This is a genomic window from Metabacillus indicus, assembly GCF_046603695.1.
Lineage (GTDB): Bacteria > Bacillota > Bacilli > Bacillales > Bacillaceae > Bacillus_P > Bacillus_P indicus.
This window is the reverse complement of record NZ_CP176757.1, coordinates 4,026,462-4,048,553: the sequence shown is the minus strand read 5'-3', so window position 1 is coordinate 4,048,553 and position 22,092 is coordinate 4,026,462. Positions and strand designations below refer to the sequence as shown.

The 22,092-nt window shown below is 45.2% G+C and carries 20 protein-coding genes; 16 read left to right on the top strand and 4 right to left on the bottom strand.

Translation table 11 applies throughout. From position 1 onward, the window contains the following. Window positions 1–93 precede the first annotated feature (93 nt). From ACK1LH_RS20555 to ACK1LH_RS20520, 8 genes are all read left to right on the top strand, one after another. On the top strand, window positions 94–387 hold the full coding sequence (locus ACK1LH_RS20555) for a WXG100 family type VII secretion target (RefSeq protein WP_029283120.1): 294 nt from the start codon (window positions 94–96) through the stop codon (window positions 385–387). Between the two features lie 92 nt (window positions 388–479). Beyond that, window positions 480–719, top strand: a complete 240-nt coding sequence (locus ACK1LH_RS20550) for an EsaB/YukD family protein (RefSeq protein ID WP_029283122.1) — start codon at window positions 480–482, stop codon at window positions 717–719. 14 nt (window positions 720–733) lie between these two features. Continuing rightward, complete coding sequence (gene essB, locus ACK1LH_RS20545; protein ID WP_029283124.1) at window positions 734–2,059, top strand: type VII secretion protein EssB; 1,326 nt, start codon at window positions 734–736, stop codon at window positions 2,057–2,059. A gap of 23 nt (window positions 2,060–2,082) precedes the next feature. After that, complete coding sequence (gene essC / locus ACK1LH_RS20540; protein WP_411334189.1) at window positions 2,083–6,564, top strand: type VII secretion protein EssC; 4,482 nt, start codon at window positions 2,083–2,085, stop codon at window positions 6,562–6,564. Then, window positions 6,561–9,455 carry a type VII secretion protein EsaA gene (gene esaA / locus ACK1LH_RS20535; protein ID WP_029566538.1) on the top strand — a complete coding sequence of 965 codons (2,895 nt, stop codon included), beginning with the start codon at window positions 6,561–6,563 and terminating at the stop codon, window positions 9,453–9,455. Before essC ends, esaA begins: the two co-directional genes overlap by 4 nt. Further along, window positions 9,445–9,948 (top strand): type VII secretion protein EssA, encoded by a 504-nt coding sequence (gene essA, locus ACK1LH_RS20530; RefSeq protein ID WP_411334187.1) that lies wholly within the window; start codon window positions 9,445–9,447, stop codon window positions 9,946–9,948. Before esaA ends, essA begins: the two co-directional genes overlap by 11 nt. Window positions 9,949–10,021: 73 nt before the next feature. Next, window positions 10,022–10,987: a quinone oxidoreductase family protein gene (locus tag ACK1LH_RS20525; RefSeq protein ID WP_029566540.1), complete on the top strand. Its 966-nt coding sequence runs from the start codon at window positions 10,022–10,024 to the stop codon at window positions 10,985–10,987. A 105-nt stretch (window positions 10,988–11,092) separates the two neighbouring features. Then, window positions 11,093–11,563 carry a CHY zinc finger protein gene (locus ACK1LH_RS20520; RefSeq protein ID WP_411334185.1) on the top strand — a complete coding sequence of 157 codons (471 nt, stop codon included), beginning with the start codon at window positions 11,093–11,095 and terminating at the stop codon, window positions 11,561–11,563. 89 nt (window positions 11,564–11,652) lie between these two features. On the opposite strand, the gene ACK1LH_RS20515 is transcribed toward ACK1LH_RS20520, so the two are convergent. Beyond that, a complete protein-coding gene (locus ACK1LH_RS20515; protein WP_029283135.1) occupies window positions 11,653–11,907 on the bottom strand; it encodes a GlsB/YeaQ/YmgE family stress response membrane protein in 255 nt (84 codons plus the stop codon). Between the two features lie 189 nt (window positions 11,908–12,096). Here ACK1LH_RS20515 and ACK1LH_RS20510 point away from each other — a divergent pair, with 189 nt between their 5' ends. Both ACK1LH_RS20510 and ACK1LH_RS20505 read left to right on the top strand, forming a co-directional pair. Continuing rightward, window positions 12,097–13,284: a class I SAM-dependent rRNA methyltransferase gene (locus tag ACK1LH_RS20510; protein WP_029283136.1), complete on the top strand. Its 1,188-nt coding sequence runs from the start codon at window positions 12,097–12,099 to the stop codon at window positions 13,282–13,284. A 91-nt stretch (window positions 13,285–13,375) separates the two neighbouring features. Next, a complete protein-coding gene (locus ACK1LH_RS20505; protein WP_029566541.1) occupies window positions 13,376–14,365 on the top strand; it encodes a DUF3231 family protein in 990 nt (329 codons plus the stop codon). Between the two features lie 13 nt (window positions 14,366–14,378). Here ACK1LH_RS20505 and ACK1LH_RS20500 read toward each other — a convergent pair whose 3' ends face one another. Next, complete coding sequence (locus ACK1LH_RS20500) at window positions 14,379–14,939, bottom strand: GNAT family N-acetyltransferase (RefSeq protein WP_029283140.1); 561 nt, start codon at window positions 14,937–14,939, stop codon at window positions 14,379–14,381. A 422-nt stretch (window positions 14,940–15,361) separates the two neighbouring features. Between ACK1LH_RS20500 and ACK1LH_RS20495 the strand changes: the two genes are divergently transcribed. Further along, a complete protein-coding gene (locus ACK1LH_RS20495; protein ID WP_029283142.1) occupies window positions 15,362–16,543 on the top strand; it encodes a ParM/StbA family protein in 1,182 nt (393 codons plus the stop codon). Window positions 16,544–16,556: 13 nt separating this feature from the next. Further along, entirely contained in the window at window positions 16,557–17,117 is a 561-nt protein-coding gene (locus ACK1LH_RS20490) for a hypothetical protein (RefSeq protein ID WP_029283144.1), read from the top strand. 125 nt (window positions 17,118–17,242) lie between these two features. On the opposite strand, the gene ACK1LH_RS20485 is transcribed toward ACK1LH_RS20490, so the two are convergent. Both ACK1LH_RS20485 and ACK1LH_RS20480 read right to left on the bottom strand, forming a co-directional pair. Beyond that, the gene (locus tag ACK1LH_RS20485) at window positions 17,243–17,440 is read right to left on the bottom strand and encodes a YwbE family protein (protein ID WP_029283146.1); all 198 of its coding nucleotides are present in this window, start codon (window positions 17,438–17,440) and stop codon (window positions 17,243–17,245) included. Further along, window positions 17,440–17,610: a hypothetical protein gene (locus tag ACK1LH_RS20480; protein ID WP_168713773.1), complete on the bottom strand. Its 171-nt coding sequence runs from the start codon at window positions 17,608–17,610 to the stop codon at window positions 17,440–17,442. Before ACK1LH_RS20480 ends, ACK1LH_RS20485 begins: the two co-directional genes overlap by 1 nt. 151 nt (window positions 17,611–17,761) lie before the next feature. On the opposite strand from ACK1LH_RS20480, the gene ACK1LH_RS20475 reads away from it, so the two are divergent. The 4 genes from ACK1LH_RS20475 (at window position 17,762) to ACK1LH_RS20460 (ending at window position 22,078) form a co-directional block, all read left to right on the top strand. Further along, window positions 17,762–19,072: a cytochrome P450 gene (locus ACK1LH_RS20475; RefSeq protein WP_411334182.1), complete on the top strand. Its 1,311-nt coding sequence runs from the start codon at window positions 17,762–17,764 to the stop codon at window positions 19,070–19,072. Between the two features lie 97 nt (window positions 19,073–19,169). Further along, entirely contained in the window at window positions 19,170–20,381 is a 1,212-nt protein-coding gene (locus ACK1LH_RS20470) for a DEAD/DEAH box helicase (RefSeq protein WP_282033624.1), read from the top strand. 2 nt (window positions 20,382–20,383) lie between these two features. After that, on the top strand, window positions 20,384–21,289 hold the full coding sequence (locus tag ACK1LH_RS20465; protein WP_029566543.1) for a phosphotransferase: 906 nt from the start codon (window positions 20,384–20,386) through the stop codon (window positions 21,287–21,289). 180 nt (window positions 21,290–21,469) lie between these two features. After that, window positions 21,470–22,078, top strand: coding sequence for a DUF4004 family protein (locus tag ACK1LH_RS20460; protein ID WP_029566544.1), 609 nt, complete (start codon window positions 21,470–21,472; stop codon window positions 22,076–22,078). Window positions 22,079–22,092: the final 14 nt, after the last annotated feature.

Here is a 22,092-nt window from a genome sequence, read left to right as displayed (position 1 = left end):
GTACCATTTTACTAGTATCACCCAAGTAACAATTGACCTCTATGGTCTTTGTTTATACAATTAATGTAAATTCATGTAAAAGGAGAGATAATGATGTCAGGAATTATTCGCGTAACACCAGCAGAACTTGTCGATATGTCAAAACGCTACAGCAACGAGGGTGGAGAGCTAGGACTTCTTATCGGCCGTCTAGACAGCATGATCGGTCAGCTTCAGGCTATGTGGGAAGGGGAAGCGAGCAACGCTTTCAGAGACCAATACGAGGAGCTTAAGCCTTCTTTCGTGCAAATGCAGAATCTTGTAGAAGATATCTCAAGACAATTGGACAAAACAGCACACGCTCTTCAAGAAGCGGATGCAAACATTGCTGGCCAAATCCGCGGCTAATAGCATCTGAAAGACAATTTAGTGAAGTGCTAAAAAGGAGCGCCGATTCTATTTTAGATGAAGGCGCTTCTTCATTTTTGAGGTGAAAAGGCATGTATATAGAAGTGACGATAGATTTGAAGCATTATACAGGAGAGACATTTGATCTGAGGCTGTCGAACTATCACTCTGTGAAAAAAGCAGTGGATATTGTGTGGCAGGCAAAATGCATTTCTGACCCACCTCGAGAAGGGTACTGGGTGCGCGTTCCCAATAAGCAAATTGTCCTATCAGGCAACCATAAGCTTGTAGAATGCGGAATTACAACAGGAGACCGATTTGAAATCCTATGAAGGAGTCATTCTCAATGTCAGAAAAAAAACCGGCATATTTGGAGCAGCAGCTTGATGCTGTCATCGAAAAAGAGAAAGACGGCTATACATTCGTCTTTCAAACAGAAAAAGTAAAGCTTGATCACGTATCAGAGATTGAAATGATCAAAGAAATGGACCCGTCTATTAAGCGTGATGTGACACTGGCTGAAGATGAATTGAGGGTTCATGTTCAGCCGCCTAAGACTTATTTGGGTTTTTCCAGTTTAAATAAAAAAGATGAACGAAGCAAGTGGAATTTTTCCTATCAGCTGGTAAAAAAGGTAAAAAATCACTCACTTTCACGGATTCATCTCATTGTTTGTCCCGAGAATCTTCTTTTTGACCAGAGCTTTACCCCGTACTTTCTCCACTACGGCGTGATGGAGAGCATTCCTCCCTATGAACAGGACAGCGCACAGCTGCTGCGGGAGGTTAAAGCGTCCGTGGCGGCTGCAGTGGATTCGAAATATTCGTTCGAGCAGTATTTGAAATTTAACGAAACGTTAGATGTACCGCCTGTTCCGAAAGAGATTCTTTCAGCAGATACATATGAACAGCTCCTTGAGCTGATTGAAAAAAACATGAAGGAAATAGACAGACGAAATGCAGCACTTGTGACTATCCCACAGAAAAAGTGGAAGATGACGCGGTATGTTGCACTGGGCTTTCTGATCCTGCTTGTACCAGCCCTTGCTTATACAGCTTATTCCCTTTTTTCCCTGAATCCTAAACAGGAAGCGTTTGTCGCGAGCAATGAACATTACTTGGGCAACAACTTCAGTGAGGTTGTCAGCACACTTGAAGGCTACAGCATCGATGAGATGCCGCTTGTCGTTAAGTATCAGCTCGCATCCTCTTATGTTGTGAACGAATCGCTGACAGAGGATCAGAAGGAAATGCTGAAAAACCGGGTGACGCTGCAGTCCGATCCCCAGTACCTTGAGTACTGGATTCATGTCGGAAGAGGTGAAGCTAAAGAAGCCCTTGACCTTGCAAGAAACCTTGAAGAACGGGATTTAATCATTTTCGGTTTGATCAAATATGAAGAGCAAATTAAAGCTGACAGTGAACTGGACAGCGAGGAAAAACAGCAGCAGCTTGAAAAGATACGAGCTGAAATAGAGCAGTACGAAGAAGAGCAGGAAGCTCAAAAGAAAGAAGAAGAAGCAAAGCTTGAAGAAGAACAGCAGGCACAGGAACAGGTAGAGCAGCAGAAGGAAGCAGAAGAACAGCAGGCTGCACAGGAGGCAAAAGCAAAAGAGGAAGCTGCAAAAGCAAAGGCTCCTGCAGAAAAGCCTGCAGGTTCCGGCTCTAACTGATCATAGCAACAGGAGGTGAAATCATGAGTACGTTATGGGTTTTCCACGGGGATTCCTATCAGCAGCTTCAGCTGAACGATGAATCATTCAGGCCGGTTACAATCGGTCCTGATATCCAGCATACATTGACGATCAGAAATTTTCCGTTTTCATCCGGTCCGCTTAAGCTTGTGAAACAGGACAATAAGAGTGGTCTGTCCATTCTTCAGGAAGACCGGGAGATTGGCGCGGCTTCCCCTGATGAACCGGTTGTATTTGAGGATAACGGAGAAAAGCTGACGGTGTTTTTCACAGCAGCAGAAGAAGTTTCAGAGACAAGATTCGTAGGTTCAAAGAAAGAGGTTTCGTTCTCGGCAGTTGGCAGAGATGCTCACATTTTCAAAGAAAGCCAGTCAGCGGTGCTTGGAAAAAACAAGCTGAGCCTGGTCAGGACAAACGGCAGCTGGAAGGTCGAGCCGGGTGATGAAACGGTCTATTTGAACGGCCGGAAAATCGACAGCATCACGCCGCTTGAGACAGGTGACCTTCTCTTCTGGCCGTTTATGACGGTGCGTCTTCTAGAGGAGGACCTTCTTCAGATGACAAGCTTTGAAGCCTTTAAGTCCTCCCTTCCGAAAACGGAAAAACCGCGCTCTGAAATGAGCAAAAAATATCCAATATACCGCAGGACGCCGCGGATGATCTATGAATTGCCGAAGGATAAGGTGAATCTCACGTTTCCTTCCCAGGAGAGTGATGATCACTCGCGCAGCCTGTGGCTGATCATCCTTCCTCCTCTTGTCATGATGATTGCAATGGGAATTGTGGCGCTTGTTGCGCCGCGGGGGATTTTCATCATCATTTCGATGGTGATGTTCGTGATGACTTTGATCACGTCAACTGCGCAGTATTTCAGAGATAAAAGCACGACGAAAAGACGTCAGGAACGCAGACTTCGCGTCTACACGCAATATTTGGAGTCAAAGCGGCACGAGCTTCAGGAAGTGTCTGAAAAGCAGCGCCAGGTTCTCTCTTTTCATTTTCCGTCTTTTGAGCAGATGAAGTATATGACACAGCAGCTTTCTGACCGGATTTGGGAAAGAACGCCTGAGAGCACGGACTTTTTGGAGCTCCGCATTGGAACGGGAACCGTTAAATCCAGCTATGAAATTTCACTGAGTTCTAACGATATGGCCAACCGCGAAGTAGATGATCTGCTTGAGCAGTCCCAGCAGATGGAGAAGGTTTATAAAGAGGTCCGCGATGTGCCTGTCAGTGTGGATCTTTCACAGGGAGCGATGGGGCTGATCGGGAAGGAAGCCGTTATCAAAAAGGAGCTTCATCAGCTGATCGGACAGCTCGCTTTTTCCCAGAGCTACCATGACGTGCGCTTCGTCTTTATTTTTAACGAAAAAGAGTACAAAACGTGGGAATGGATGAAATGGCTCCCGCATTTTCAGCTTCCTCATGCCTATGCGAAGGGCATGATCTACAATGAACAGACAAGGGATCAGCTGCTCACATCCATTTATGAGATCCTGAGAGAGCGCGATCTGGAAGAGAAAAATGAAAAAACAAGATTTGCCCCGCACCTGATTTTCGTCATTACCAATCAGCAGCTTATCTCAGACCATGTCATCCTGGAATATCTTGAGGGTGAATTCTCTCATCTCGGGATTTCGGTTATTTTTGCGGCTGAGGCGAAAGAAAGTCTTTCAGATAACATTCATACCCTTGTCCGCTATGTGAACGACCAGGAAGGCGATATTCTCATACAGGAGAAAAAAGCGGCCTCTATTCCGTTCAGGCTCGATTCGCATGACCGGGAAGGCAATGAGTCATTTGCAAGGATGCTGAGAACACTGGACCACCAGATCGGCATGACGAATTCGATTCCGAAAAGCGTGTCCTTCCTTGAAATGGTGAATGTCAAAGAAGTGGACGAGCTTCCGATTGAGCAGAACTGGCTGACGAGAGAATCAGCAAAATCCCTGGCGGTTCCGGTAGGACTTAAAGGAAAAGAAGATGTCGTCGAATTGAATCTTCATGAAAAAGCCCATGGACCGCACGGACTGCTTGCCGGAACGACCGGTTCAGGAAAAAGTGAATTCCTTCAGACCTACATTCTGTCTCTTGCGGTTCATTTCCATCCGCATGAAGTGGCTTTTCTGCTTATTGACTATAAAGGGGGCGGCATGGCCCAGCCATTTAAAAATATGCCGCATCTGCTTGGAACAATTACAAATATTGAAGGCAGCAAGAATTTCAGCGCACGTGCTCTTGCTTCCATCAAGAGCGAGCTGAAGCGCCGCCAGAGGCTGTTTGATCAGTATCAGGTCAATCACATCAACGACTACACGACGCTTTACAAACGCAATCAGGCGGAAGAACCGCTGCCGCACTTATTTTTAATCTCAGACGAATTTGCCGAGCTGAAAAGCGAAGAGCCTGATTTTATCCGTGAGCTTGTCAGTGCAGCCCGTATCGGCCGAAGCCTCGGTGTCCATCTGATCCTCGCAACCCAAAAACCGGGCGGGGTCATTGATGATCAAATCTGGAGCAACGCAAGGTTCCGCGTGGCGCTGAAAGTTCAGGATGCAAGCGACAGTAAAGAGATCCTGAAAAATGCAGATGCAGCCTCCATTACGATTACAGGCCGCGGCTATTTGCAGGTCGGAAACAACGAAGTGTACGAGCTGTTCCAGTCTGCATGGTCAGGAGCGCCTTATCTCGAGGAAACATCTGAATCAGAGGATGAGGTGGCGATCGTAACGGATTTAGGTCTTCAGCCGCTTTCAAACCTCCAGTCTGCTGAGCAAAGCAAGAAGGATTCTGAGTCTGAAATTGAAGTGATCGTCGATAAAATTGAGGCGCTGCAGCATCAAATGGGCATCAAAAAGCTCAGAAGCCCGTGGCTGCCTCCACTCGAAGCAAGAATCTCGCGCCATCAGTACGGCGCAGAGGATCAGCATGAAATCTTCATTGGGCTTGTGGATGAGCCTGAAAAGCAAAGTCAGACACCAGTTGCCTATCAGCTGATGGACGACGGCAACGTGGCCATTTTCGGTTCATCAGGCTATGGCAAATCACACACCGTGATGCTTCTTCTAATGAGCATTGCCTCAAAGCTGAGCCCTGAGGAAGCGCACTTCTATGTGATTGACTACGGCAATGGAACGCTTCTGCCGCTCAGACAGCTGCCGCATACAGCCGACTATTTCCAGCTTGATCAAGAGCTTAAAATCGATAAGTTCATGCGGATCGTGCGCGATGAGATTTCGCGCAGAAAGCAGCTGTTCCAGCAGCAGGAAGTCAGCAGCATCAAGATGTACAACTCCCTGAGCAGCCATAAACTGCCTCTTATGTACATCACCATTGATAATTTTGATCTGGTCAAGGAAGAAATGCAGGAGCTCGAGGCGCAGCTGATCCAGTTTGCGCGTGACGGCCAGTCACTCGGCATTTATATGATCTTCACGGCTACGAGAGTTCAATCGATGCGCCAGTCGCTGATGAACAGCATGAAGACCAAGATCCTGCACTACCTGATGGATACGACCGAAACCTATATGGCAGTGGGCAAAATTCCGTTTGCCCCAGAGCCTGTTCCGGGCAGGGCCATTATCAAAAAAGAGTCAGTATTCTTCTCGCAAATGTTCCTTCCTGCTGACGGCAGGGATGATTATGAGCTTCTTGATGCCATCAAGGAAGACATCAGCATGCTCAAAGAGAAATACAGCGGAGCGAAACTTCCGCGCGCGATTCCTATGCTTCCTGCAGAGCTTTCTATGGTCAATTTCACTCAATTTACAGATGGCTCTCAAAAAACAGGAGTCATTCCAATCGGACTGGACGAGGAGCATGTCCAGCCTGTCAGCATCAATCTGGCCAAAACGAAGCACTGCGTCATTATTGGCCAGACGCAAAAAGGCAAAACCAATGTTCTCAAAGTTGTGCTTAATACGGCTCTTCTGCAGGCAACGGATTCAATCGGGGTCTTTGATTCGATTGACCGCGGGCTTTCAAGTTATGCCACAGAGGACAAGATATCCTACCTTGATACAAAAGAGCAGATTACAGCATGGCTGGATGCTTCAGAAGAACTGTTCAAAGAGAGGGAAAGCACTTATTTGACAGCGATCCAGCAAGGGGCGGTAAACAATCTGGCCTTCTCGCCTGTCATGCTCGTTGTCGACGGATATGCAAGGTTTCAGCAGTCGCTTGACAGCATGCTTCAGGAAAGGCTGTCACGCTTTATGAAAAACTACAGCCATCTTGGCTTTAACGTCATTATTTCCGGCAACAACAATGAACTGACAAAAGGATTTGATTCATTTACGACGGAAATCAAGCAAATCAGACAGGCTCTGATCCTTATGAAAAAATCAGAGCAAACGCTGTACACTCTGCCATACAGCAGAAAAGAGAGCGAAATACACCCTGGATTTGGATACTATGTGGAAAACGGCAAAGAAACGAAAATTCAAATTCCTCTTTGCGCCATTGAAAGGAAGATCTACACATGACAGATCAACGAAAACATACGATAAAAATGATTGCTGCGGTGCTGCTGATTTTGGCAGTACCCGCGCTTTTCTTTCAGTTTATCGGGGACAACCCTCTTGAAGTGAGAGAAAACGCGACCCGGAATATTGCCGTTGTCAACGAAGATACGGGAGCAGAGAAAGTGGAAGAGGAAGAAAAGTCCGATTCTGAGCCCGTACAGTTCGGAAAAGAAGTCGCGGCAATCCTTGATGATGAGTCACAATATAAGTGGACGATTCTTGGACGAAGCGCTGCTGTCAACGGATTGAAAAACGGAGAATATGATGCCGTTATTTACATCCCGTCCAACTTTTCAACTAACATTCTGACCTATGATCAGCAGCAGCCTTCAAAAGCGGAATTTGAATATACTGTTCAAAACCAGCTGAATGCTGAAAACAGACAGAGAGTGCTCCGCGAGCTTGAAGACGCGACAAACCGTGTAAACAAGCAAATGTCATCTCTCTACTGGAGCTACGTTTCTCAGGATATGGAAAATGTGCGTCAGGAATTTGACCGTATTCTTGAGAAAGAAATCGCCTTTCAAAATGCCATGCTTAATTTTTACAAACCAAGCTCAAAAGATTTGGCCGGAGAACTGACGCAGCAAAAGCAAATGCTTGAGCAGCTGAAGTCAACTATTGAGCAGGCGGAAAAAGAGAATCCTGACCGCAGGAATTCTGCTGAACAATTTGAAAAAAGCCTTGCTGCTTTCGTTGAATATGTCGAGAGATACCAAGCGTATCAAGAAGACCAGCAGCAGCTTCTGACGCTGGCTCAAGAGGAGAGCCTGAACAGCATCCAGGGCGGTACATCTGATGTTGATCAAAGGCAGGATGCGGCTCAGGCTGCTTTTTTGGCTGAAGGAGACAAGCTTGCTTCTGATATGACGACTATGCAGCAGAAGCTTGATCAAAATCAGGCAGCAGCCGAAAACCTCGGAAATGTAAGACTCAGCCAGACAGAGCGTCAGGAAAGAGAACTTGCAGCCGTTCACAACGATTATGTGGACATGTTTATCTTGAAAGAAAATCAGGATACGCTGAACCGTCTTGAAGGAGAGCTTGTTCCTCTAAGACAGGCAATCAGCGGGAGTTCTGAAGAAGAACCGGGCGACGGAGGAGAACAGCCTCCGGGCGATGGCGGAGAAACGCCGCAGCCAGGCGGGCCGGGTGAAGGAAACACGGCCAATATGGAAGAAGAGCGGGCTAAAATTCTTGCCATTTCTGAACAGCTGAAAATTCTGAAAGCCCTTCTTGAAACAGTGCCTGAGCCTAGACCCCTTCAAGTGGATGAGGTCATCGGCCAATTAGACGGCCTTTCAGCTCAGCTAGTTGAAGTCGAACAGGCCATACAGGCTAAAGAGAATGAGAACTCATGGAAAGGCGAGTATGACAAGCTTTTAGAGCTTTACAATGCCCTTATTGCTAAAAATACAGAGCTTTTAAATGAGAACCAGCTGCTCAAGGAGCAGATTACTGCACTTGAAGAACGCCTGAAAAAACTGAACGATAACGTAAATTCAGGCTCAGCAGCAATCCGGTCCCAGGAGCAGACGATTTTAGACGCCCTGCCGGCTGAAAGAAAACAAAAGCTTGAAGGAGTATTTAATGAACCAATCAAAAACGGTTCAATGAATGAAGTATTAAGCTATCACACGGTTCTTGCTCAATATGAAGCAGCCGTTTCGAGATTAAACAACCCTTCAGTGCCGGCTAAAGATGCCGTCCTTTCAGATGAATGGCAAAAGACGAAAGTCAATACCATCCTGTCCATCAATTCAGAGGAGCAGGGAGCCTGGGATAAACTGAATCAGGAACTTCCCGAGGCAGAAAAGCAAATGGAAGACCTTCAGGCATCCGCTCTTGCTTTCATGGACGAGTACAGTGCAGAGCTTGAGACGCAGCAGTCAGCCATCCTTGAAGAGCTGACTGCGATGGAAGAGAGCGCAGCAAAGGTTCTAAGCCAGGTTCAGGAATCAGGCGATACGACTTCAAGACTGCCTCTTGAAAACTCGGACGGGACAACTCTTGTTTCTAATCAGCAAACGATTGGACAGGAAATTGCAATGATGACAGAGCTTGTGAATTCACTTGGCGAGAGACAGGATACGGTTGTAAGCAGTACGGACGACCTCCAGCAAAAAGTGAATCAGGTTCAGTCTGAAGCAGATGTCCTGAATGAAAAATGGGCAACAAACGTAGCGTCTACCCAGCTTGTAAGGGATGATGTGTTCAGCATCCTCGGCAACACATTTGTAGACGGACAGAATAACGGCTATGTGTACGAACACCTTGCAAATCCGCTTCAAATCAGCGGAGATGCACCGGCAGCGCAGGCGAAAGCTGTTCCTCCTGTCGTGATCTTGGTCATTATCTTGATCAGCAGTCTGCTGATCGGCTACTTCAGCAACTATTTCAAAACGGCTCCGATGCTTGTCAGAGGTTCTATGTTTACACTTCTGAACCTCCTTGTAGGGCTGATTATCAGTGTATTTGGTCTAAATATTTACACCTTGACGAATGAACGGGCAATTCAGTGGTCCATCTTCACCATCCTGCTTGTATTCGCAGCCTCAACGGTTGTCCGGACGGCTTTCTTGTTCAGCAACTTCTTAGGATGGGTTGCAAGCGTAGGACTTGTCGCATTCTTTGTAAGCCCGCTGCTTGCACTGGCTGCGCCGAATTTCAACTACGAAGATCCGATGTCAAAAGTGTATATATCAATCCAATACGATGCTCAAAACCTGTTTACACAAGGGATATTGGTACTCGCAGGCATCATCCTTGTCCTGACCATTCTGCCGTTTGTCGTCAATGCGTTTAAAAACACAAATGAACAGGCTGATCAGGATCATGCGCATGACATGTAGAACACTCTCAGCGGCTGCTCTGCTGCTCTGCCTTCTCTTATCAGGCGGGACAGCAGTGCTTGCTGAGACAGATCTCAATCAGCTTGACCCGAACGTCTATGAGGAAAAAGAGCGCAAGGAAAACACGGAGTACCTTCACGAAAAAGGTCTCTATGAAAAAAGAAAAGAAATTCCGGAAGAACAAAAAGACTTAACCTTTCAAAAACCTGGAAGAGATGCTGAGGATGAACTGAAAGACCGCCTTTTCACTCAATACACAAAAGAGAACAACACCATTAAATCCAAAGCGGAGCAAATGGGGCTGTTCTCGGAAAGCACAGATCAGGCGTCAGGGACAATCAGTACCGAAGAAGAACAGCAGCAAAGCGGGAACACAGGACTGCTGATGACTTATATCCTTTTGATTGCAGTGGGGGTATTGCTTATTATCGGAATTCTGATTCCTAAAATGACTCAAAGCAAAAAAGCAGACGCTATTGAAGGCAGCCGGTAATACGGCTGTCTTTTTTTATGGCTTCAGAATTTGGTACACTGTAGAAAACAGTTGAACAGAGAGGATTGACCCTATGAAAGCATTAGTATTCAATCAATTCGGCGGACCAGAGGTTCTCAAGATGGCAGATGTTGAGGCACCGGTCATTGGCCCTGACGAAGTACTCATACGAATGAAGGCTGTCGGCTTAAATTTTGCAGATGTTTACCGCAGAAAAGGAAATTACCACTTAGAAGGCTCCCCGCCTTTTATTCTTGGCTATGAAGGAGCAGGAATTGTAGAGGAAGCCGGCTCTAACATTACCCATATAAGAAAAGGTGACCGTGTCGGCTTTGCCGACGTTCCTTATTCAAACGCAGAACTGACTGCCGCTCCTTCAGATAAAGTCATTCCGCTGCCGGAAGATATTTCTTTTGAAACAGCAGCAAGTGTTTTGCTGCAGGGACTGACAGCTCACTATTTGACTTCAGACAGCTATGCCATTCAAGAAGGAGATGTTTGCGTCGTACATGCAGCTGCAGGAGGTGTAGGCCAGCTTCTTACCCAAATGATTCGTATACTCGGCGGAAAGGCAATAGCGCTTGTTTCGACCCCTGAAAAAGCAGCGGTTGCTAAAAGAATTGGAGCCCGAGATGCCTTTTTATACAGTGATCATTGGGTACAGGAAATTTTGGACGCAACAAATGGGAGAGGTGCTGACGTTGTTTATGAATCAGTCGGGTCCACCATTATGGACAGCTTTAAGGCAGTGAGAACAGGAGGCACAGTAGTTTTCTACGGAATGGCAGGAGGAGATCCTGTTCACATCGATCCGAGAATGCTGATGGATACCTCAAAAACGCTGACCGGAGGAGACCTCTGGAACGTCCTTACTTCTCGGGATGAACGTCTAAAACGGTCGAACAAACTGTTTCAATGGATTACCTCCGGATCACTTGCTCTGGAAGACCCCTCCATTTTCCCATTAAACAAAGGTGCTGATGCTCACCGTCTCCTTGAAAGCAGAAAAAGCACAGGAAAAATTGTGCTTATTCCATAGAGCGCTGCAGGGTACCCTCTTGAGTCATTTTTCCTTGGCAAGTAAAAAGACCCGCATAATCAACTAAAACCCCCTGTAAGCCATTCTGAGGAGCGTGAAGCATACATGAAGATTAAGGGTGTTGGTCTTGACCGCAACACAAGATGCAGCCACTACTCAACTGAAAAAGATATCATTGCGATAAAATTTAAATGCTGCGGGACCTATTATGCCTGCTTTGATTGTCACAGGGAGCTGTCAGATCATGCTCATGAGGTGTGGAACAAAGAAGAATTCGATGCGAAAGCGATCTTCTGCGGAAACTGCCGGTCCGAACTCACCATAAAGGAAACATGGAGAGCGGGTATGAATGCCATTCCTGCAAATCGGACTTTAACCCGGGCTGCAGAAATCACTACCACCTCTACTTTGAGGGCTGAAGCGTTTATTAAAAAGCCAAAGTGGGAAACTAAACAGAAAGAGGAGGAGATCGATTTGAAGAATTTAATTAGAAAAGCAATTAAATATGCACCTATCGTCTATCCGATTGTGAAAAAGATGCTGAACAAGCGCAAAGGAAGACGCACAACTTATTAATACATGTGAGGCCCTGCATAGCAGGGCCTTTTATTTATGCTTTTTTCCATAGAAAAAGCATCCGCAGTCAGCGGATGCCAGTTCTCTTATTATGCTGTTTTGCGCATTGAGCGAAGAACAAGGCTTAACAAGAATACGAAGATGATTGCTCCAAGCAATGCCGGAATAATTGCAATTCCTGCTAATGAAGGGCCGAATGAACCAAGAAGCTCTCCGCCGATCCATGCTCCGATAATACCAGCAATGATGTTTCCGATAATGCCTCCCGGAACGTTTTTCCCTAAAATAATTCCTGCCAGCCAGCCGATTAAACCGCCGACGATTAAGTATAAAATAATGCCCATTTTCATTCATCCTTTCAGTGTGGTTTTGTGTATTGCTGTTTCTATTCGTTGTTATTCCCCGGCTTTTTTAAAAAGAAACATTTTGTTTAAAAATTCTTTTCAGGGGCCTTCTTTGGGCATTCTGGCAAGTGACCTGAGTTTCATGTAGTATGGGTAAAAGAATTCACAAAAGATTGGACGGAACATGACATGGAAAAAACCATTTTGATCAAACGAAAATACGCAAATGAAATGAAAAGCGGCAGCCCGCTTATCCCTAAAGATGCTCTTGTAAATCCCTCCGCTCTGAAAGAAGAAGGGGAATTGATCAGGCTCCTTGATGAGCAGCGTCAATTTATTGGCTTGGGCTATTATGGCAGGCAGAATAAAGGAGCCGGCTGGATCCTGACTCATAAAGAAGGTGAACCCATTGATCAGGCCTTTTTTGATGAAAAACTAAAAACCGCCCTCTCTTACAGAAAGCAGCTGTTCGAAAGCACGGATACAACAGCTTTTCGCGTGTTTAACGGTGAGGGTGACGGTATAGGCGGATTAACGATTGATGTCTTTAACGGCTATTATTTGCTGACATGGTACAGCAAAGGCATCTATCAGTTCCGGACAGCCATCCTGGATGCCCTGAAAAAGTACGCTGAACCTGCAGGCATCTATCAGAAAAAAAGATTTGATACAAAGGGCCAAGTGGTGGATGAAGACAGCTATGTGGAAGGGGAACAGCCTGAGTTTCCTCTGATTGTGAAGGAAAATGGCGTTAAGTTTGCCGTGTATTTGAACGACGGAGCTATGGTGGGTGTCTTTTTGGATCAGAGAGAGGTCAGAAAAGCCATCAGAGACAAGTATGCACAAGGAAGAACAATGCTGAACCTCTTTTCTTATACGGGTGCTTTTTCTGTTTATGCAGCACTTGGAGGAGCTGTTAAAACAACAAGCGTAGACCTGGCGAACCGCAGCATGAGCAAAACAATCGAGCAGTTCAGCATCAATGGCATCGACTATGAAGCACAGGACATCATCGTGGAAGATGTGTTTCACTATTTCAAGTATGCCGTGAAGAAAAAGCTGAAGTTCGATATGGTGGTTCTTGACCCGCCAAGCTTTGCAAGGTCAAAAAAGGTTACCTTCAGTGCGGCTAAGGACTATAAAGACTTGCTGAAGGATGCTGTCGAACTGACCTCAGATAAGGGTGTCATCGTTGCTTCGACAAACTGCAGTACATTTTCTATGAAAAAGTTTAAGGGCTTTATTGATGCTGCCTTTAAGGAGAGGGGCGAGTCTTACAGGGTACTTGAGGAATATTCTCTTCCTGATGATTTTAAGACGATCAAAGAGTACAAAGAAGGCAATTATTTAAAAGTGGTGTTTATAGAAAAACGGTGAGCCGGTCTTTTTAGACCGGTTTTATTTTCGCATAAAATAAATGCTCTTACGAAATAGTAATAGAAAATCCGGTACAGGGAGATTACTGCACATGGCTCATCACAACATTAACTTAACAGCTCCTGAAATCTCCGCTTTGTGGACCACGTATATGCAGGAAAGTGCATCTTTATGCTTTTTAAAGCATTTTATGGTCCATATGGAGGACGAGGAGATTGCCCCATTAGTTAAAGAAGCGATGCAGCTTTCAGCATCTAATCTGGAAACGGTAAAACGCTTTTTAGAGGGTGAAAACTATCCTGTTCCAGACGGTTTTTCAGATGCAGACGTGGATTTGTCTGCCCCACCCTTATATACAGATCTGTACGCGCTGAGTTATGTGTACCGTACAAGCCAGCTTACTCTTGTCAGCGTCTCAACACTCATTACGAATGTTGCCAGAACTGATCTGCTTGCGTTTTTTATACAAGTGCAGCAGAAGGTAACAGGTTTGTATAAAATGTCCGTCGATTTAATGCTTTCTAAGGGGATTTATGACCGCCCTCCGAAAATGACCTATCCAGACAGCGTGCATTATGTTGAAAACAACTCCTATTTGACCGGCTGGTTTGGTGAAAGAAGACCGCTTAATTCGTATGAACTTGGCGAAGCGTTTTTTATTATCGAGCGCAATTATATCGGTATTCTGCTGCTTAAGGGCTTCCTTCAATGCATGAAAGACAAAGAAATTAAAAACTACTTAATAAGGGCGAAGAAGCTCGCTGAAAAACAGGTGGATGTCTTTAATCTTCTGCTGAAGAAAGAAGGCCATCTGGGAACGATTCCAGTATCGCTTGAGGTGACGGATTCAGAGGTATGTCCGTTTTCTGAAAAGCTGATTATGTTCATGATTACAGCATCAACAGGCGCTGCCATATCACTGATTGGAAGGAGTTTATCTTTGTCGATGAGAAGGGATGTAGGGGCCCATTATCTGCTGATCATGAAAGATATTATGCTCTTTACGGAAGATGGCACACAGCTGATGATTCGGCGCGGGTGGTTTGAACAGCCGCCCCAGTCAGAAATAAAGCCATTGTGAAAAAGCGGTATCCTTATTGGAATCCGCTTTTTTGCCATTCTTCTTTCAGGATGGAATGCATGATCACGTCATAGGGTTTATCGTCCTGGATAATATAATCTCTCAGTCTTCCTTCCTCTTTAAACCCAAGCTTTTGAAGAACGCTTCTGGAAGGGGTATTTTCAATCATGACTACAGCCCCAACGCGAATCAGTCCCATTTTTTCAAAGCCAAAGGACAAAATAGCCTTTATAGCCTCTATGCTGTAGCCCATTCTCCAGTAATCACGTGAGATCTCGTAGCCTATTTCAGCGCGCTTGTATTTTGGGGACAGGGAATGATACCCGCATGTGCCTATCAATGTGCCGGAGTCTTTTAACTCAATTCCCCAGCGTATGAGCCTGTTTGACTGGTAGCCAAGCTTGAAGCTGTGTATCAGGGCCTCTGCTTCCTCTTTTGTTTTAAAGACATTCATCCCGTAATACCTTGTTACTTCCTCTTTTGAAAAGGTTTGATAGATTTGTTCAGCGTCAGATTGATCGATGCTTCTCAGTCTGAGCCGGTCCGTTTCAATCAATGGAAATGTTGACGGCATATTCGCTCTCCTTTTTCTTCTTGAATCTGTTTATTTCGACAGCAACCTGGTAAAATCCTGTTTTTTTGGCAGCATGTTTCGCTGAAATCCGACTGTGTGCGCATCCGTTTATTTGAACAGTTTTTCAGCACCCATTCTTTAGTGTTTACATGTATACACTATTCGTTTACTTGTAAACGAAATGTAATCTATTGTATGCAAATAATGTTTACAAGTGTACAAATTCGTACGCATGTTGATGTATAGGGATGTATACAAATTGTGATGGTTGTATACGAATTTGTATACGTTTGTAGACAGATTTGTTTACATGTATACATTTTTGTAATCGCCCTTCTTCTATTGACGAATCTAGTAAACTTTAATACTCTTTAAGTGATTGGATTTTTATACTAATTCATGAAAGGAAAGGAATGACTGATATGACGAAATCTAGAATTGCAGCAATTGATGTCGGCAATGATGCCGTAAAAGCAATCTTTGGAAAATACGAATCTCAACTATACATACCAAACGTGATCGCAAGGGATATTGAAGACCGCCCTGTTATTGGAATTGAAGAACTGGACAGCAAAGACCCGCTGGACGGCATTCATATTAGAGTGCACTCCCCTGCCCTGAAAGATAACAATGCGATTTACCGCGTGGGTTCTCTTGCGACAAAAAGCGACAATGCTTCTGAGCTTGATCCAGGAAGCAGCAAATCAGAAGAAGACCAGACTCTTGTTATGCTCTTTGCTTCTATTGCTCTTGATGCCGTGAAACCTGAAAATGAAAAAGTGTTCCGCAGAAACAATAAAGTGATTGATGCCAACTACACGCTGGGAACCGGCCTTCCGCTTAGAGAAGCAAAAGAAGGAAAAGATGTGGGCTACCGTTCAAAGCTTCTTGGAAATGTGCATCAGGTTGAATTTTTAATCACACCTAAATATCAGGGCTTAAAAGTCAACATCAAGTTTGATGAAGTGAAAGTTTATCCTGAAGGATTTGCTGCCTACATTAACCTGGTGATGGATAAAGATCTAAACATCATTAATAAAGACCTGATCGACAAGCGCATCATCATTCAGGATATCGGCGGATTATCAACAGATATCGCTGTTATTAAAAACCGCAACGTGGATGACGACAAAGCACAGGGCTTTAATCTTGGTGTTGTTGAATCTCTTGAAGCGATCCGTGAGGAAATCCGCACTAAGCACGGTGTAGAGCTAGACAGCCGCCGTGATGTAGTCGAGATTATTACGAAAAAACAGGACCGCAACCACATTTATGTAAGAGGAAGCCGCACAAGCGTCCATGACATCACAGACCGCATCCTTCTTGACCTTGCCAAAAAGCAGTACCGTCACTTGCGCAATGTATGGCAAAAGAACTCTCAGACTGAGATCTGCTACTTTGTCGGCGGAGGAGCTGTTGTGCTGAAAGATTACCTTAAAACGCTGAACAACAATCTTGACGGCTACAATATCGACTTCTTTGAAGATGAAAATGAAAGCATCTGGATGATGGCAAATGCTTATTACAAGCTGATTTTTGATTTTTACCGCAAGGAAAACAAAGATAAAAGCAGTGAAGATAAAAAAGCAGCTACTGCCAAATAAATAGGGTGGTCATATGAATAAGGGCGGTTCATCAGGTATTCAGAGGGGACAGGCAATCACATTCCGTATCCCCTCAGATACCCCTGAGCATATTATCAAACAGCTGCAGAAGCTGAAAGAGACAGAAAAAAGGAATTTCTCAAGCAAGATTGCGGAATTCGTCACACAGGGCGTCAGTGATTCTTTTGTCAAAGACAAAGAAAGCATCACCATCCCCATTCCGCAAAAGCTCAGCAAAGCTCAAAGAGACTGGATAAAGCATGAACATTCTGAAGCGCTGCTTGGAAGCATTGTTTATCAGATCCTTGCAGATCCGGTAAGAGCCGCTTCCCTGCTTGCCTCCTTTACGAGCAAATCGCTGGATATTGACGAGGCGCTCTATTTGCAGGAAGTACCGAGTGCTCGTCTGGACTCAGATCCAGAACATGAAGAAGACTTTGATGCAAATCAGGGCCTCGATGATTTTGACTGGGAAAAAGCCCTTCAGGAAACAGCAGCCTCCTCTGAGAAAGAAGAGAAAGAGGAAACGGCAGACGATCTGATTGGCGGGTTTTTGGAAAAAATGAACAAATAAAAAAGCTAACCTTCAGAGGTTAGCTTTTTTAGCATGAGAAAGAGCATTTATTTCATTGAGGAGTGCTGTTTTTGAGTGAGGGATGATGAAAGTTCAATGAAAACATGCCGCTGCAGCAATGGAAATTATTGAGCATCAATTGACTTGACTCTTCCAACTTGTCCATCCTGAAGTCTTACCTTAATGCCGTGAGGGTGAAAGGGGGAATTTGTCAAAATGTCTTTTACGATACCAGGCGTAAGCTTGCCGCTTCGCTGGTCCTGCTTTAAGACAATTTGAACGGACATGCCGGGCTTAACGTGTTCCCTGTTCTGGCCGTTCATCAGACGCCCATTCTTCTGCGCTGATTATTTGTTTTCTTTGACACCTGGCTTTTCATGCTCTTGGTCTGGTTTGAACCTTTAGCGCCAGCCTGGCCGTTTGCCTGTGCCTGCTTCTTGCTTTCAAGCTTTTGTTTGATCGCCTCTTGAAGGGTCATTTTTTTCTCGGACATGGGACATCCTCCTTTTTAATCATTCATTCATATTATACTACCTTTTCACAGAGAACAATAGAACTCTCTCTTGGGGACGCTTCTTTCTCTCGTGCATGCAGCGTTCTGCTGTATACTGGTCATATAATCAATCAATTAGGAGGATTTTCCGATGATTGCTAAAATACCTGGAACCCAGCTGCAGAACTACCTCAAATTTCGCAAAGATCCCCTTGAATTTTTATACAGGACACATACTCTCGGAGAAATTGTCGCCATTAACCCCAAGTCAAAAAATACATCCTATATCATTCATTCAAGAGAAGCTGTCAAACAGATCCTGACGTTAAAAGAGGAGGCTTTTGTAAAAGGCTCTTCTTCAAAAACGCTGGGAAAAACGCTTGGAAACGGTGTTTTGACGAGTGAAGGAGAAGTGCACAAGCGTCAGCGAAAGCTCATGCAGCCGTCTTTTCATAAACGGAAAGTCGCTGAGTATGCAGATACAGCCGTTTCCATGACGGAAGAACTGCTTTCTTCTTACAGGGATGGTGAAACAAGATCCATTCATGAGGACATGATGAATCTGACTCTTCGGATTATCGTTCAGACCATGTTTGGAGAAAGGCTCAGTAACGAGACAAATCCTGTGGCATCAGCGGTAAGCGATATCATTGAGAAAACGGCCCAATCTCTTCTTACACCTTTTTCCCCGCCCGATTTTCTTCCCACTGCGCAAAACCGAAAATATAAACGCGGTGTAAAAACCCTTGATGAACTCGCGGACCTGCTTATTGAAAAGGGCGCGAAAAATCAGGGCAGCGGCCATTTGCTGAGCCTCCTCTTTCAGGCAGCGGATGAAAAGGGAGAGCCGCTGACAAGAACAGAGCTGAGAGACCAAATTGTCACGATCTTAATAGCCGGCCATGAAACGACCGCAAACGTGCTGACGTGGATTTTTGCTGTCCTGGCCAAGCATCCGCAAGTGGAAGAAAAGATGCTGGCAGAAATAAAGGATGCGGGACAGCTGACTTTTGAATCAATGAAGGCCCTTCCCTACACGCAGCAGGTCGTGCAGGAAACGCTCAGGCTCTATCCTGCGGCTTGGATTATCCTGCGTGAAGCAAAAACGGATGTTGAAATTGCAGGAAACCATTTTCAAAAAGGATCGATCTTTCTCATCAGTCCGTATGTAATGCACCGGAATCCGGCGTTATTCAGGGACCCTGAAACATTTAATCCAGGCAGATTTTCAAAAGACAGCGGAGAAGAAATTCCCCTGTACGGCTTTTTTCCATTTGGAGGAGGATCAAGGGGGTGCATCGGCAGCCAGTTCGCCATGATGGAGGCTGTCTTAATTTCTGCCACTGTTTTGAGGAAATACAAGCTTGAGCTCACTTCTCCGGACGAAGAGCTTCAGCCTGAACCGCTTGTTTCATTGCGTGTAAAGAACGGGCTGAAAATGAAAGCTGTGAAAAGATCCTGATATTTTCTGGGAAATAGCTGCTGTTTTATTTACCAGTCCGGAAGTGTACAATAAGAATCTAAGAAAAGACGGAGAATAGAGAGGAAACTAAATTAGAATGACGTTTTCAGAATTAGGAATCTCAGAAAAAACAGCTGCCGCCCTTAAACGCCAGGGAATTTCAGCACCTACACCTATACAGGAGAAGACAATTCCTGCTGCACTCGAAGGATTGGATCTTATTGCAAAAGCACAAACAGGAACGGGAAAAACCCTTGCGTTCGTCCTTCCAATTCTTGAAAAAATAGAGGTGGAGCGGAATGAACTGCAGGCACTCATTCTTGCCCCGACAAGAGAGCTTGCCATTCAAATAACGGCGGAAATTAAGAAGCTGACAGACAGACTTGGAGGATTCGGAATCCTCGCCGTTTACGGAGGACAGGATGTTGAGAGGCAGATAAAAAAGCTTGGCCGCGGCATTCACATTGCAGTTGCAACGCCTGGCAGAATTCTCGACCACATCCGCAGAGAGACCATCGATCTGTCCGGCGTTTCCATGCTTGTCATTGATGAAGCGGATCAAATGCTGCTCGCAGGCTTCCATAAAGATATCGAAGACATCGTATCCCAAACCTTCCAGTCCCGCCAGACGATGCTTTTCTCAGCCACGATCACGCCAAAAGTGAAAGAACTTTCCAGACAATACATGTCGAACCCGAAAGAAATCACGGTGCAGGAAAAGAAGGTTACGGTCGAAAAAATCAATCAGCTTGTGATTGAAACGAATGACAGAGCCAAACAGGCAGCCCTGTTCCGCTTTCTTGACGAGCAGCAGCCCTTCCTTGCCATTATTTTCTGCCGGACAAAGATAAGGGCCGGCAGACTGATTGATGCGATGAAAGCCCGGAAATATGAAGCAGAAGAGCTTCACGGAGATCTTTCTCAGGCGAAAAGAGAAAAAGTCATGAAGCTTTTCAGAGAAGCTAAAATTCAATATCTGGTCGCAACAGATGTTGCCGCACGCGGAATTGACGTAGAAGGAATCACTCACGTCTACAACTATGATATGCCCCAGGATGCAGAAACCTATATCCACCGCATTGGAAGAACAGGACGTGCCGGAGGAGAAGGTATGGCGATTACATTCGCCGCTCCAAAAGATATGGACGACCTGAATACGGTTGAAAAGGGCATAGGCATGAAGCTGCCAAGGCAAGTGATTGACATTCCTTCCTCTGAATATACCTCGCAGCCGAAAAATAAAGATCAGGTGTATCGCCCTGAAAAAGAAAAAAGAGAACAGCCGCGCCGTTTTAAAACGAGGAGATAACGATGGCAAATCCATGGGCACCGGACCAGACTATTACAGTCGATCACGCAGAAAAGCTTATATCAAAGGATTTTCCCGAACTGCATCCGGTTCATGCCGAGCTGCTCGGGTATGGATTTGACAATACGGTTTTCAAAGTCAACGGCCAGTATGTTTTCCGGTTTCCACGGAGAGAAATAGCGGTTGACCTGCTGAAGACAGAGGAGAGCGTGCTTCCTCTTCTCGCAGGTCTTGGAATGGCTGTTCCAGTCCCCTTATTCAGCGGAAATCCCGGATGCGGCTATAAATGGCCATACCTTGGCTACAGGCATGTGCCTGGAAAAACGCCGGTTAAATGGAATGGGGAACAGCAAAACCAGAATGCGCAAAAGCTCGCGTATTTCTTAAAAGCATTGCACGCCATCCCTGTTGAGACAGCTGAAAATTCCGGTGCTGAGCCGGACACACTTGGAAGACTTGATATGAACAAGCGCACCCCAATGTTGAGGGAGACGGCAGCTAAGCTAAGTGATCTCCTTCCGGAAAGTCCAATTGTAAAGCAGCTGAAAACATATGTGGAAAAACAGAAGCCTTTGAAGCAGGACAGCTCCAATTGCCTGGTACACGGGGACCTGCACATTCGCAATGTTCTCCTAGACGAAGAAGGTTCCCTTTCAGGTATAATTGATTGGGGAGATCTTCATATCGGGCATCCGGCAGTTGATCTCTCGGCGGTTTACGGATTTTTCACTCCCCATGCAAGAAAGGTGTTTTTTGAGATATACGGTAACGTGAGCTCCGCAACTGCAGAACTTGCGAGATTTAAAGGAATCTATACACTATCCCTGCTTTTGCTCTACGGAATCGACCAAAAAGACAATGACTTGATCAGTTTATCTGAGCAGGCTCTTGGGACAGCTATGATTTAACGGAATCCAGATACGGATTCCGTTATTTTTTTTGAAATGACCGGTTACGATTTTGAACAACATTGGCCACAAGAAAACGAAATCCTTACAAAAAAAACCAAAAATATATTTACAGCGTAACAACGTTATGTTACATTCAAACTAGACAACGTAACAATGTTTTACGAAAGGAGGATTGACTTGGAACAAGAGGTTATTTCAAAAAAAGAACTGCTTGATGAAACCGGAATTTCTTATGGCCAGCTTTACAGATGGAAGAGGAAAAACATCATTCCTGAAGAATGGTTTATAAAGAAATCAAGCTACACCGGCCAGGAGACGTTTTTTCCGAAAGAGAAGATTCTTGAACGTGTGGAAGCGATAAAAGGAATGAAAGATGAATATTCCCTTGACGAATTGTCGGCGTTTTTTTCACCGAAGCCTGCGGAAGTGACGATGAAGGAAGATCTGCTCGTGAAGTTTCTGAAGCCCCAGACATTGAGAGCATTTGGTGATCTTTTCGGGGGTGAAAGCTATGATTTCCACTCCATTCTTTTTCTTTCGCTCGCAGAAGACCTCCGGGTAAAGCTCAATGATGATCAGTGCAGAGAAATGCTTGGATTTTTGGCGGGCAGGTACAGGGAGACTGAGCATAAAACGAGTGAACTGGTCGGATTTCAAAAGAACGGGGTCACCATATGGGTGATCATCAGCCCGCCTTCTGAGGTCATTGCGGAAGCGGAAATGCTTGTGAGGATCAATTTGGAAGACAAGGTAAATCAGTTGAAAAAACGGCTTTCGACCATTTAATAATAAGGGGATGG

Excerpts from the sequence above, each read along its gene's own strand:
- ACK1LH_RS20555 (WP_029283120.1), top strand. The coding sequence starts at position 94 with ATGTCAGGAATTATTCGCGTAACACCAGCAGAACTTGTCGATATGTCA.
- ACK1LH_RS20550 (WP_029283122.1), top strand. The coding sequence starts at position 480 with ATGTATATAGAAGTGACGATAGATTTGAAGCATTATACAGGAGAGACA.
- essB (WP_029283124.1), top strand. The coding sequence starts at position 734 with ATGTCAGAAAAAAAACCGGCATATTTGGAGCAGCAGCTTGATGCTGTC.
- essC (WP_411334189.1), top strand. The coding sequence starts at position 2,083 with ATGAGTACGTTATGGGTTTTCCACGGGGATTCCTATCAGCAGCTTCAG.
- esaA (WP_029566538.1), top strand. The coding sequence starts at position 6,561 with ATGACAGATCAACGAAAACATACGATAAAAATGATTGCTGCGGTGCTG.
- essA (WP_411334187.1), top strand. The coding sequence starts at position 9,445 with ATGACATGTAGAACACTCTCAGCGGCTGCTCTGCTGCTCTGCCTTCTC.
- ACK1LH_RS20525 (WP_029566540.1), top strand. The coding sequence starts at position 10,022 with ATGAAAGCATTAGTATTCAATCAATTCGGCGGACCAGAGGTTCTCAAG.
- ACK1LH_RS20520 (WP_411334185.1), top strand. The coding sequence starts at position 11,093 with ATGAAGATTAAGGGTGTTGGTCTTGACCGCAACACAAGATGCAGCCAC.
- ACK1LH_RS20515 (WP_029283135.1), bottom strand. The coding sequence starts at position 11,907 with ATGGGCATTATTTTATACTTAATCGTCGGCGGTTTAATCGGCTGGCTG.
- ACK1LH_RS20510 (WP_029283136.1), top strand. The coding sequence starts at position 12,097 with ATGGAAAAAACCATTTTGATCAAACGAAAATACGCAAATGAAATGAAA.
- ACK1LH_RS20505 (WP_029566541.1), top strand. The coding sequence starts at position 13,376 with ATGGCTCATCACAACATTAACTTAACAGCTCCTGAAATCTCCGCTTTG.
- ACK1LH_RS20500 (WP_029283140.1), bottom strand. The coding sequence starts at position 14,939 with ATGCCGTCAACATTTCCATTGATTGAAACGGACCGGCTCAGACTGAGA.
- ACK1LH_RS20495 (WP_029283142.1), top strand. The coding sequence starts at position 15,362 with ATGACGAAATCTAGAATTGCAGCAATTGATGTCGGCAATGATGCCGTA.
- ACK1LH_RS20490 (WP_029283144.1), top strand. The coding sequence starts at position 16,557 with ATGAATAAGGGCGGTTCATCAGGTATTCAGAGGGGACAGGCAATCACA.
- ACK1LH_RS20485 (WP_029283146.1), bottom strand. The coding sequence starts at position 17,440 with ATGAACGGCCAGAACAGGGAACACGTTAAGCCCGGCATGTCCGTTCAA.
- ACK1LH_RS20480 (WP_168713773.1), bottom strand. The coding sequence starts at position 17,610 with ATGTCCGAGAAAAAAATGACCCTTCAAGAGGCGATCAAACAAAAGCTT.
- ACK1LH_RS20475 (WP_411334182.1), top strand. The coding sequence starts at position 17,762 with ATGATTGCTAAAATACCTGGAACCCAGCTGCAGAACTACCTCAAATTT.
- ACK1LH_RS20470 (WP_282033624.1), top strand. The coding sequence starts at position 19,170 with ATGACGTTTTCAGAATTAGGAATCTCAGAAAAAACAGCTGCCGCCCTT.
- ACK1LH_RS20465 (WP_029566543.1), top strand. The coding sequence starts at position 20,384 with ATGGCAAATCCATGGGCACCGGACCAGACTATTACAGTCGATCACGCA.